Annotated in this window: 16 protein-coding genes; 15 read left to right on the forward strand and 1 reads right to left on the reverse strand. The window is 60.5% G+C overall.

The features are described 5' to 3' along the window. Positions 1 to 54 precede the first annotated feature (54 nt). The 14 genes from ACQUSQ_RS06385 (at position 55) to ACQUSQ_RS06450 (ending at position 7194) form a co-directional block, all read left to right on the forward strand. Complete coding sequence (locus tag ACQUSQ_RS06385; RefSeq protein WP_435067704.1) at positions 55 to 312, forward strand: hypothetical protein; 258 nt, start codon at positions 55 to 57, stop codon at positions 310 to 312. Further along, a complete protein-coding gene (locus ACQUSQ_RS06390) occupies positions 296 to 922 on the forward strand; it encodes a hypothetical protein (RefSeq protein ID WP_435067705.1) in 627 nt (208 codons plus the stop codon). The genes ACQUSQ_RS06385 and ACQUSQ_RS06390 overlap by 17 nt, the downstream gene beginning before the upstream one ends. Further along, on the forward strand, positions 919 to 1842 hold the full coding sequence (locus ACQUSQ_RS06395; RefSeq protein WP_435067706.1) for a hypothetical protein: 924 nt from the start codon (positions 919 to 921) through the stop codon (positions 1840 to 1842). The genes ACQUSQ_RS06390 and ACQUSQ_RS06395 overlap by 4 nt, the downstream gene beginning before the upstream one ends. Before the next feature lie 115 nt (positions 1843 to 1957). After that, the gene (locus tag ACQUSQ_RS06400; protein WP_435067707.1) at positions 1958 to 2710 is read left to right on the forward strand and encodes a polyprenol monophosphomannose synthase; all 753 of its coding nucleotides are present in this window, start codon (positions 1958 to 1960) and stop codon (positions 2708 to 2710) included. Further along, a complete protein-coding gene (locus tag ACQUSQ_RS06405) occupies positions 2697 to 2972 on the forward strand; it encodes a hypothetical protein (RefSeq protein ID WP_435067708.1) in 276 nt (91 codons plus the stop codon). Before ACQUSQ_RS06400 ends, ACQUSQ_RS06405 begins: the two co-directional genes overlap by 14 nt. Beyond that, positions 2962 to 4203, forward strand: a complete 1242-nt coding sequence (locus ACQUSQ_RS06410) for a hypothetical protein (RefSeq protein WP_435067709.1) — start codon at positions 2962 to 2964, stop codon at positions 4201 to 4203. Before ACQUSQ_RS06405 ends, ACQUSQ_RS06410 begins: the two co-directional genes overlap by 11 nt. Then, on the forward strand, positions 4193 to 4585 hold the full coding sequence (locus ACQUSQ_RS06415; RefSeq protein WP_435067710.1) for a hypothetical protein: 393 nt from the start codon (positions 4193 to 4195) through the stop codon (positions 4583 to 4585). Before ACQUSQ_RS06410 ends, ACQUSQ_RS06415 begins: the two co-directional genes overlap by 11 nt. Next, the gene (locus tag ACQUSQ_RS06420) at positions 4576 to 4941 is read left to right on the forward strand and encodes a GtrA family protein (RefSeq protein WP_435067711.1); all 366 of its coding nucleotides are present in this window, start codon (positions 4576 to 4578) and stop codon (positions 4939 to 4941) included. The genes ACQUSQ_RS06415 and ACQUSQ_RS06420 overlap by 10 nt, the downstream gene beginning before the upstream one ends. Next, complete coding sequence (locus ACQUSQ_RS06425) at positions 4934 to 5911, forward strand: hypothetical protein (RefSeq protein ID WP_435067712.1); 978 nt, start codon at positions 4934 to 4936, stop codon at positions 5909 to 5911. Before ACQUSQ_RS06420 ends, ACQUSQ_RS06425 begins: the two co-directional genes overlap by 8 nt. Then, the gene (locus tag ACQUSQ_RS06430) at positions 5908 to 6036 is read left to right on the forward strand and encodes a hypothetical protein (protein WP_435067713.1); all 129 of its coding nucleotides are present in this window, start codon (positions 5908 to 5910) and stop codon (positions 6034 to 6036) included. Before ACQUSQ_RS06425 ends, ACQUSQ_RS06430 begins: the two co-directional genes overlap by 4 nt. A 64-nt stretch (positions 6037 to 6100) precedes the next feature. Beyond that, positions 6101 to 6484, forward strand: coding sequence for a hypothetical protein (locus ACQUSQ_RS06435; protein ID WP_435067714.1), 384 nt, complete (start codon positions 6101 to 6103; stop codon positions 6482 to 6484). Positions 6485 to 6579: 95 nt separating this feature from the next. Continuing rightward, complete coding sequence (locus ACQUSQ_RS06440) at positions 6580 to 6732, forward strand: hypothetical protein (RefSeq protein WP_435067715.1); 153 nt, start codon at positions 6580 to 6582, stop codon at positions 6730 to 6732. Further along, complete coding sequence (locus tag ACQUSQ_RS06445; protein ID WP_435067716.1) at positions 6719 to 6994, forward strand: hypothetical protein; 276 nt, start codon at positions 6719 to 6721, stop codon at positions 6992 to 6994. Before ACQUSQ_RS06440 ends, ACQUSQ_RS06445 begins: the two co-directional genes overlap by 14 nt. Before the next feature lie 2 nt (positions 6995 to 6996). Beyond that, positions 6997 to 7194 (forward strand): hypothetical protein, encoded by a 198-nt coding sequence (locus tag ACQUSQ_RS06450; protein WP_435067717.1) that lies wholly within the window; start codon positions 6997 to 6999, stop codon positions 7192 to 7194. Between the two features lie 280 nt (positions 7195 to 7474). Here the strand turns inward: ACQUSQ_RS06450 and ACQUSQ_RS06455 are convergent, their stop codons facing one another. Next, complete coding sequence (locus tag ACQUSQ_RS06455) at positions 7475 to 8728, reverse strand: hypothetical protein (protein WP_435067718.1); 1254 nt, start codon at positions 8726 to 8728, stop codon at positions 7475 to 7477. Positions 8729 to 8958: 230 nt separating this feature from the next. On the opposite strand from ACQUSQ_RS06455, the gene ACQUSQ_RS06460 reads away from it, so the two are divergent. Further along, positions 8959 to 10103 (forward strand): surface glycoprotein (locus tag ACQUSQ_RS06460; RefSeq protein ID WP_435067719.1); only part of this gene is annotated, 1145 nt, incomplete at its 3' end.

The following is a 10103-nucleotide window of genomic DNA, read 5'->3' on the forward strand; positions in this document are numbered from 1 at the left end:
AATTATCTATACACTATACATGATTTTTATGGATAAGTTACGTACGGGTTTCTAATGGCCCACTCAACACGTCCCGACACCGATATCGAGGCGCAAGCGGCCGTTCAGAAAGCCATGAATGGAGAACTGCCCGCCTTTGGGACCTATTCGCTACAACAGAGTGCTAACGGTCGGTATTCGATCACCGTGCCGCCAGCCGCGCCGCGTGGACTCCCAGCCTCGAAAGGCGACGACCTCCCCGTTCATATCGACTTCCAGAACGGCTACATCGTCTACAACCTCTCTGGAGGCGAGCATGGCGACAAGTGCTGACGGCAACGGCCACTCGAACATCCGCCGCGCCTACCAGCAGTGCCTCGAAGCCCGCCACCTCTGGCTCTCGGTGCGGAATCGGACGGCCGATGACGTGCCGAAGGAGGCGGCCCACTCGAACCTCCACGAATCCGTGCTCTCGTGGTTCGAGGCGCTCGTGCCCTACATCGCCGAACGACCGGGCGAGGTCAAGCAACTCTGGGAGTCGGCACCCTTGTGGCCCGAAGAACGCCTCATAACCGAGATATGGGTCTGTGCCCGCGGCCACGAACACGATCGAGACAGCGACGATGTCGACCTTGACGCCGGAGAACCCTGCCCCGAGTGCGACCTCCCTGTCGAACCGCAAAAACGAGAGGAAACCGACGACGAGGGACGGCCACTCTACGAGTGGGCGTGTGGACTGAAACGACTCTCTGCGTGGCAGAACAAGACCCAGACACAGACCGTCGACGGCGGCCGTTGGAGCGCATCGACGAAGACCGTCGAGGTCCCTCAGCGCCTCGAACCGACCGTCCTCATGCGCGCCGCGCGCTACTGTGACCTCGCTGCCGAGGAGTGTGGACTGCTCCAAGAGAGCGACCGCGCGCTGCCAACGGGTGAACTATGAGCGATTGGGAGGATTTCACCGGTCCTGCTGGCATGGGACCGCTCGCGTATCGCGGCGGGCTCCGTCGAGATGCGCACCCACAGGCCGCCGGCCCATCGTTCCCGGACGGCTGGAACATGGACGAGTGGATCGTCGACTTCGAAGACACGCCGTTCTACGAGGAGTTCGAGGAGCACGCCGAGAAGGGCATGGAACTCACTATCCTCTTGTCGGACTACCACGCGATGCGTGGGACCGGGAAGACGACGCTTTCGATTAAACTGGCACGAGCGTTCGACCGCACCGACGAGGGACTGACGCCCGACAAAGTCACGAACTCGCCCGAGGAGTTCATCGACGCCTACGTCCAGCACGACCAAGGATCGGGTCTGGTTTTCGACGAAGCCGAGGCGGGCATCAACAGTCGGGATGCGATGACGACGGTGAATAAGGAAATGAACGAGAAGGTGTCGATGGGTCGCGTCGGCGAGAAGTACGCCGTCTGGAACATGCCCGATATCGGGCAGATCGACAAGACAGTTCGGAAGCTCGCCCACTACTGGGTGCTCGTGCAACGACGCGGTCGTGCTCGCGTCTACGAGCTCTCGAACGACCCCTTCCGCGACGAAACGTACACGAAGCCCATCTGTAACATCGAGTGGGGCGCGCTCCCCGAGAGCGACGAAGTCTACCAGCGCCTGGACCAGCACAAGTGGGACAAGCTCCAGGGCGAGGGCGAGGAATACGTCCCGGTCGACGAGCACCAGGAGCGCGTCGAGAAAGCTCGCGACGAAGCCGAGCGAGAACAGCGGGATGAATTCATTCGTGCTGCATACGGACGTGGATTGCTCTCGCAGTCACAGCTATCTGATATAGTCGAGCTCTCACAAGGTCAGATTTCTCGCATCTGTAGCGATATCGAGCCAGAGGTGACAGCATGACCGAACCGTCGCCGACGCACTCACGATGCATATGTATGCGTCGGGTGACCCTAAGCGTAGTCAACACGTATAGAGCTCAGAAGGATGGTCCAGACATAGAACGGAGGGGATGCGAATGACCCGCGCGGTGACGGTCGTGCTGCCAACCTACGACGAACGCCAGACCATCTGCAGTGTGATCGAGGCGGTGCGTGGTATCCTCGAGGACCGCGACTACGAGATCGTGGTCGTCGATGATTCGCCGACCAGCCGCACGGTCGACGTCGTCCACGATGCCTACCATCACGACGCGCGTGTGCGCTGGCGCCACCGTGGTGGGTCTGGGTTGGCGTCGGCTGTCCTCGAGGGCTTCGACGTCGCTGCCGGCGAGCGCTACGTCGTCCTTGACGCCGACGGCCAGCACCCGCCACGCCGGATCGTCAACTTGCTCCACCGTCTTGACGCCGGCGCCGACATCGCCATCTGTTCCCGACACGTCGACGGCGGGCAGGTCGCCGGCGACTGGCCAACCCACCGCCACCTCATCTCTCGTGGTGCCGAGGCGCTCGCCCAGCTGGCCGTGCCGACCGCACGGAAGCTCTCTGACCCAATGAGTGGCTACTTCGCGGTCGAAGCCGACGTCGTCGAGCCCGTCCGCGAGCGACTGCGTCCGAGCGGATACAAGATCCTGCTCGAACTCGTGGCCCGCTGTCCAGTCCGAGAGATCGCCGAGGTGCCGTACACCTTCGAGCAGCGCATAGACGGCGCTTCAAGCCTCGGGCCACGAGAGTATCTAAAATATGCCAATCATTTGATAAGATTAACAATACCCTCTCGTCGACAGAGTGTCCAAGTCGTCACTCCGGAGGTGGAGCATGTTGACGGATGAAGCTGAGCACCCGTTCAGCGAGGAGGAGTATCTCAACGAGATTCAGAAAGAGTATCGCGAGAAGACAGGCCAAGAACTGCCCGACCACGTTCTTGAGAACTACGTGACGTTCTTCTCGCTGGGGCCTGGGCCGGAGGCCCTCCGGGAAGCGTTCAAGAATGGTCAACGGGTGGCCCGAGGCCAGAACAATACGCGACAACGAACAGCGCCACTCATCGATATCACGATCAACTGGCCATTCGGAGGGAACGATGGCAACTGATGATTCCGACAGTCTGCTCGACCGCTTGCCCGAGCCCGACCTCGACATCGAGGCCCCAGACGCCTACGCCGTCCTTGCGGGGTTGTTCACGCTGCATCTTGGCTCCGAGATGGCCTACGCCCGTGAGCCCTCGGTTATCTGGGGTGTCGCCTCTATCTATGTGTTCGCGAGTGCGCTCGTCCTGATCGGCGCGGGCGTCTCGACGGTCGACGTCCGCCGCTGGGGCCGTCCGCTCGCGGGAGCGGCGTTCGTCGCGATCATGACGGCGCTGGGAGTAACCTACCTGATGATCCACGGCTCGCCGATCAACACCGACGCGCTCGATTTCGTTAACATCGCTGCCGAGGCCATCCTCTCTGGACAGTCGCCCTACGTCGTGTCGATGCAATCCGGCGGCGAGTATCCGACGCCGATGATGGACGGTGGGCACGTCAACCAATATTCGTATCCTGTTGGGAGTGCGATGCTCGCCGCACCGTTCGTCGCCATCGCCGAGGACGGCAGCCGCATCGCGGTGTTGCTCTCGACGGTCGTCATCGGCGCACTGGTTATCGGCACGGCATCGCATGAGTTGGCGCCGCTGGGGCTGTTCTCGCTGCTCGTCGGCGACTTCATCACCTGGGGCGTCTCGGATTTGACCGACCCGCTCTGGGTCGCGCCGCTGCTGGCGGCGCTCTACCTGTGGCCCTGGAGTCGCGTCGGTCGTGATTCGCTACGCTGGAGCGCCATTCTGTTCGGCATCGCGATGGCCGTCAAGCAACAGGCGTGGTTCTGTGCCCCGTTTCTGATGCTGTGGGTGTGGCACGAGCGAGGACGTTGGACGGCGGCGAAGTACGTGGCGACCGTCGCCGGGACGTTCGGGCTGATCCATCTGCCCGTGTTCGTGCTGGCGCCCGAGGCAGCCGTGGTCGGGCTCCTGACCAACCTCTACGGCCCGAGCGGAACCCTCGTCCATCTCGGTGTCGGCGTCTCGGCGCTGACGCTCTCGGGGGCATTCCCCATCGCGAAGGGCGCTCACACGCTGTTGATGGGTCTCGTCGGTATCAGTGGCGTCGTCGCCTACTGGCACTACTTTGAGCGCTTGCGGTGGCTCGCGTGGCTCGCGTGGGCGCCGCTACTGTTTTTCAACTACCGGAGCCTCGCGAACTACTTCATCGTCTGCGCGCCGGTCGCCGTGATGCTCCTGAACGCTCGCCTCGGCCGCGAGCCGGAGGTGGCCGATGCGGCGTAGCGTGACGATACTACTCGCCGCAGCCCTCGCGACGTTCGTTCTCGGAAACGTCGTCATGAGCGGCCACGCGGCGGCGACGCTCGACGGCGATGTGGAAGTCATCAGCCAGACCTGCGATGATGGCGCCGTGACCGCGCTCGACCTCCATATCATCCAAGAGTCGGCGCCGAGTCTCACCGTGACGCCGCACGTCTGGAGTTCGCGCCAGCACGTCCAGTTTACGTGGGAGCCAGCGAGCATCACCGTCTACGACGGCGGGACGAACGTGACCATTTCCGTACCCGACGAACGCGCCTACATCGAGGGTGACCGGGCGCAAGTCTGGATTTCCGCTGGCCAGCAGCGTAGCATCGAGAACTTCAAGGTGAGACAATGCAGCTGACCAAACCAGCGACCTACCTCGTCGTCGGCGCTTCCGGCGTCCCTATCGATGTTGCCGTGACAACTGTGGCCTCAGCCGGTATCGGGGTTATCGCCGCCCAGGCTGTCGGCTGGTTCGTCGCCGCGACCTGGAACTGGGCCTGGAACCGGCGCGAGACCTGGGACAGCGACGCCGACCCTCTTCGCGAGTGGGCACGCTATCTCGGCGTCGATGCCGGGCGGCTGGCGGTACGTCTCGGCGTTGTCGCGGTCGTCGTCGGTGCCGTTCCGGGTATCGTCGCGACGGTCGTCGGGATCGGTGCCGCGACGGTTCTGGGTTTCCTTGGATTTGACCGGTTGGTGTTCGCCGATGCGTAGGGTGCTTGCCGCGATTTTGGTGGTCGGGCTGCTGGCGCCGGCCGCCGCCGCACAGTCCGAGGATACCGCTGAACCACGTATTGAGTGGTCGTCGCCGTGGGAGCGCAGCCAGTACGAGGGCGTTCCCGACGGCGACCCTGACTGGACGGCGACCGACGGGACGCTGGACCTGGAGGCGACCGTCCATGACGACAGCGCCATCGAATCGGTGACGATTCGACGCGTCTACGAGGCGGAGGTCGACGGTCACCAAGAGCGCGACCAGCGAACGATACGTCTGGGCAGCACGGAGCGCATCGACGAAACGGTGCATCTCGGGACACACGGCCGGACGCGACTGACTATCACGGCCACCGACGTTGCCGGGAACACGCGCGTCGCTCGCGTCACAGTCGAGGTCGACGATACAACGGCGCCGACCGCCGACCTCTCGGCGACGCTCCTCGACGACGGCGCAGTGCGTGTCCAGGGGACCGTCACCGATGATACGCAGGTCGACTCGGTTCGGCTCCACAGCGTCCGTGGAACGAAGATCGTCTCGCCGCAGCAGGGAAGCATCGATATCACCCAGAACACGGTCGATATCGACGCGCGTGTGCAGGCGCCACCAAAGGGCGTCGACGGTGTCGTGACGGTCGATCTGGTCGACCGCGAAGGCAACACGCGCACGATTACGGTTCCGGTCGAGGACGCCACGACGCCGACCTCGCCCGCGACCGAGGTGCCAACGGACACGCCGACCCCTCAGCCCACAGCGACCACGACGGCGACACCGGTAGCGACGCCGTCCCCAGAGCCGACCGCCACGGCGACGCCAGTAAACCTGTCCGGGCTACCGGTTCAGACATCGACGCCGTCTACGGGCAGCAACGTGGGTATCGGTGGCGTGCTGAAAATCCTCGGGTTGGTGGCTCTCGGGCTTGTCGGCGCTGTCATCATCGCGAGCCAAATGACTGGAGGCCGGCGATGAGCCTGTTGCTCGCCTTTCTCGCTGCGCTGTTCCCGTTGGTCTTGGCGATGATCGCGATTGTCGCAATGGGGTGGCCGTTACTCGTCGACACCATCGAGCGCATCGAAGAACGGTTCGCGAACTGACCCACGTCGGCGAACGGCGGTTCGACTCCGCCGGTGGGCTTCCCCGAGAGGGGAGTGACAACCGATGGATGACACAGGAGACCTACCCGGCGAGAACTGGAGCGTGTCAGGCGGCGAATCCGACACGCTCGCGAGACGGCCCGATCCCGAACCGAGGACAGGAGGAGTGTCTATTCCAGGCGAGTGCCAGTACCCCGGCTGTACGACGCCGGCCGAACCCGGGGGTGAATACTGCAAAAACCCGACGCACACTGACTATGGCGTTCCAAATCTCAGCCCGCCAGAGGAGCGAGAACTGACGCGCCCAGCTGGTGCCACCGACCTGATCCCAAACCGCCAGCGGGAAAGCGAGGACAGTGTCGACGCACTCCGGCGCGACGTCGCCCGTCTCGAAGGCAAGGTCGACGCGCTGCTCGAAGATCTGGAGGTGACCGATGGCGACGAGTGAGCCGGTCGCACTCATCGTCGACGAACGCGGGCGCCGCGGCAGCGGCCGAACTGACCTGAGCGTCCTGCTCGCCGAGCAAGCAGCAGAGGTAGCTGATGGCGACTGATATCGAACCGTGGTGGGGGTGCCCGAAATGCGGCGGGGAGACCGAGACCCACGAGGACCCGCCGCCGCATCGAACCTGCACGACCTGCGAATGGTCGGTGTCGCTGCCGACGCCCGGCGAGGTGAACGATGTCGATTGGTGAGCGCATCGAAGACCTGACCGGTGAGGCGCCGATGTGGTGGGCCGTCGAACTCTACAAGTTCGTGTTCGTGCTGGCCGGTGGGGTCTACATCGGATGGCTATCTGCCGCTCAGAAGACAACACCATCCGCTACAACTATCGCTGAGACTGGCGTTGCCGCGCCACCTGAGTGGCTTCCGTGGGTCATGGTTCCGGGGATCCTCTACCTGATCGTGGCTGCGTTCCCGTGGCCTGGGCTGGGGTCTGGCGGGCTGTCGATGTGACGATGATTGTCGTCGACCTCTTCTTCGGGACGCTCGCTCTCGGCGGCTGGATACTCTACTTCCGCGAGCGGGAGCGCTCTCGAGACTACGCAACGGACCTCTCTCAACTGATTCATGACCACGACCTCGGTCGGGACGACCTTCGGCGCTCGCTCGCGTGGGACGAGATCGAGGAGCGGGTCGAGCGCCAGCAACAGTAGTGTGTCCGGTTCTGTGCCAGAAGTCGGACGAAATCGGGACCGAACCCACTGTAATCAACGGCGATATCCTGACGCTCGGTACGCTTTTGATCCGAATTGCTTGATACCGGACACCATGAACCTTCGGGAACATGACAACCCAAGACTCGATGGAGGCCTGACTCTCCCAGCACGAAGTTGAGCAGCTCCTCGATGCTGCGTTGTCGTCTTCGCACTTGCGCGGGAACTCTCTCTTAGATTCTGACGACTATCCAACCGGCGACTAAGTAATCAGCTGCTCTCAAGTGTCTTCCGGTGAGTCCAAATTCCACTCTGACTCGAAGTAGGCCTTGTTGTACCGCGTGTTTGACGTTGAGCGGAGCGTCTCCCGGAGTCGATCAACTGACTCCATTACCTTCAGAAATCCCTCCTTCGTGTTGTGCTCTCGGGATTCCATAGCAGGCAAAATTTCATCTAGCATTATCTCAACCTGCTCTGATTGCTGGATCATGTCTGGTCTAAACTTGGTCAATAGCTTTCGCGTGTTCTTGATTCCTGAGATAACACAGATGATAGAGTCTCTATCTTGCCGTTCCTCTATTCGATAGCTAATTCCATTCTCTCCACAGTAGTCGGTGAACCTCTCAACTATCGACCGGTCAACTTGCTTACGGCTAAAACGAAATTGTGGCCTGAGAGCATAGCCGATATTATGATCCTTGGATTGTTTGATTCTCACTCTGATTGTTCCGATCGTATCTATCATAACCGCAAAATATCGATGGTCGGGCTCCCGCTGGGTGTTCCCTTGTTCAGTACGCTCGGAGTTGGATCTCTTTGTACTAATTTCCGTCTCGATGTTGCTTTCTGATCCTGAAACCCCTGTAATATCATCATCTGAATCCGTTGTGTCTTCCAGAACCCGCAGCGCTGATTCCTCGCTATGGCCGGATTCTGCCTTTCGAGTGATTGTGGTCGCCTCAACATTGTAGTCTGGCGAGACACGATAGTATTCGAGAAGTGCCATGGGGTCTTTCGTCTTCACTTGGTCGTGGGTTTCGATGTCGGACTCTGTCACGACCGACCCAAATGAGTCAAATACCTTTCTCGGTGTTACTTCCGACAATTTCGCTACTTTACCTTCCGATACCGTATAGCGTCGATTATGACGCTCATACTGCTCTCGTTCTATAATCCATGTCGTGCCATCGGGTCGTGATTCACGCACGACGGTTTCGAATTTCTCAAGCGCCCGAGCGCCCAGAAAGTGTAGTACCCAATCATATATCTCGCGATTCAGATATTCCTGTAATCGATTTCGCCCTGAGAGGTCAAACTCCTTCAGCTGTTCCATATTTGCCTCAACGAATTTCCTTGCCGCCTCCCTCTCATCTCCTCTGAGATAGACAACAGATTTCAGCGGTCCATTCTCTCCGAATGACTGCGATCCTTGAACAGAAATCTTCCTGATATGTCTTCGTTCCTCTGTATTGTATTCATCCAGATTCACATCTGTCTGTGGGGACTGTACCGTCCGATCAAAGACCTGTGTCATTAGGTACTCCTGTCTATGTGCTTCTTGTTGATTCAAAAAGATTGAGATAGGTTCAAATAGGTTTGTTAGAGCCTGACATCTGATATGACTGCACTCTACATCAGAAAGCATTTATAATCGCCAAAGAACACTTTGAGTACCCCTACCGGTGGCTGGCGCAGCGCTAGACCACAAATTCGGCATGAAAGGGTATTCCTTGGATTGCCACTGCAGATGCAACAACGAAACACATGACAGACTATAACGACAAAGTCCGCGCAGTAGTTCTGGCGGCGCTGATGGTGTTCTCGGTTTTCGCCGGCACCGTCGCGTTCTCTGGAGCTGCTGCAGGTGTCAATAGTGGATCTGGCTCGTTTGCCACATTCACTAATGACACTGATGTAGATGAACAGACAACTCGAACACACAACATCAATTTCACCTTCGATGGTTACACTGCGGATGGTAACACCGACACGTACACTCTTGCTGCATCTCCGGCAAGCGGTGTCAACGTGACCTCAACAACGGTGAACAGTGTCGTGATTAATGGCACTGATATCACCGGTAGTGCGGGAGTGAGCACCAACGACCCTGACAGTGACGGGTCCGCGGAAGAGCTCCTTGTTACCTTCCAGCCCGATAACTCTACTGTTGGTACTGGTAACCTCACTGGTAGCGTCGACGTAACTGTCGACATTCAGACCGAAAACGTCGGGTCTGACACTACCGCGACGGTGACCAGTTCCCTTGATGACAGCAGCGACTCGACGTCCACGAGTGCGTCCCGATCGTTCACCATCAGAGACGTTTCCGGTCCGGGCGGGGCAACTCGCGCAGGTCCGGGTGGCTCTGGTTCCTTCGACACGCAGGACGGTGACGGTGTCGTCTACGACGGCGCAACCGTCTTCCAGGGCGAATCCAGCATCGAGCTGGCTGGCAACATCTCCGGTGGCGTCGTGAAGACCGCCGGTGACGCCGAGGGCGTCCCCCTCGAAACGCCGGACATCCCGCAGGACCAGGCAACTGGTCGCTACACGACTGACGGGCAGCCCAGCTCGGACGGCGTGACCGTCCAGACGCCGCGAGTCACCACGCTCGACATCGAGAACCAGTACGGTGAGGACATCGCTGGCGGGTCCGTCCCGCAGGGCGACGACTCCTCCGGCTCCGGTGAGCTCACCGTCGTCGGTGCTTGGAACTACGAGAACGCCGAAAACCTCGAACTCACCGTTGAGAACGAGGACGGTCTCGACGTGACCGGCACCGCCGTCACGAACGGTGACACGCGCACCGCGGGCGACGTCACCAACAACGAAGTCACCTACGACGTGGACCTCTCGGACCTCAACACCGGGACCTTCACGTTCACGCTCGAAGGGACGGACGACCTCGA

Origin of the sequence: Haloplanus sp. C73, from assembly GCF_051195115.1 — an archaeon.
In the GTDB taxonomy this organism is placed as follows: domain Archaea; phylum Halobacteriota; class Halobacteria; order Halobacteriales; family Haloferacaceae; genus Haloplanus.

Coding starts and splice junctions, on each gene's coding strand:
- ACQUSQ_RS06385 (WP_435067704.1), top strand. CDS start 55: ATGGCCCACTCAACACGTCCCGACACCGATATCGAGGCGCAAGCGGCC.
- ACQUSQ_RS06390 (WP_435067705.1), top strand. CDS start 296: ATGGCGACAAGTGCTGACGGCAACGGCCACTCGAACATCCGCCGCGCC.
- ACQUSQ_RS06395 (WP_435067706.1), top strand. CDS start 919: ATGAGCGATTGGGAGGATTTCACCGGTCCTGCTGGCATGGGACCGCTC.
- ACQUSQ_RS06400 (WP_435067707.1), top strand. CDS start 1,958: ATGACCCGCGCGGTGACGGTCGTGCTGCCAACCTACGACGAACGCCAG.
- ACQUSQ_RS06405 (WP_435067708.1), top strand. CDS start 2,697: ATGTTGACGGATGAAGCTGAGCACCCGTTCAGCGAGGAGGAGTATCTC.
- ACQUSQ_RS06410 (WP_435067709.1), top strand. CDS start 2,962: ATGGCAACTGATGATTCCGACAGTCTGCTCGACCGCTTGCCCGAGCCC.
- ACQUSQ_RS06415 (WP_435067710.1), top strand. CDS start 4,193: ATGCGGCGTAGCGTGACGATACTACTCGCCGCAGCCCTCGCGACGTTC.
- ACQUSQ_RS06420 (WP_435067711.1), top strand. CDS start 4,576: ATGCAGCTGACCAAACCAGCGACCTACCTCGTCGTCGGCGCTTCCGGC.
- ACQUSQ_RS06425 (WP_435067712.1), top strand. CDS start 4,934: ATGCGTAGGGTGCTTGCCGCGATTTTGGTGGTCGGGCTGCTGGCGCCG.
- ACQUSQ_RS06430 (WP_435067713.1), top strand. CDS start 5,908: ATGAGCCTGTTGCTCGCCTTTCTCGCTGCGCTGTTCCCGTTGGTCTTG.
- ACQUSQ_RS06435 (WP_435067714.1), top strand. CDS start 6,101: ATGGATGACACAGGAGACCTACCCGGCGAGAACTGGAGCGTGTCAGGC.
- ACQUSQ_RS06440 (WP_435067715.1), top strand. CDS start 6,580: ATGGCGACTGATATCGAACCGTGGTGGGGGTGCCCGAAATGCGGCGGG.
- ACQUSQ_RS06445 (WP_435067716.1), top strand. CDS start 6,719: ATGTCGATTGGTGAGCGCATCGAAGACCTGACCGGTGAGGCGCCGATG.
- ACQUSQ_RS06450 (WP_435067717.1), top strand. CDS start 6,997: ATGATTGTCGTCGACCTCTTCTTCGGGACGCTCGCTCTCGGCGGCTGG.
- ACQUSQ_RS06455 (WP_435067718.1), bottom strand. CDS start 8,728: ATGACACAGGTCTTTGATCGGACGGTACAGTCCCCACAGACAGATGTG.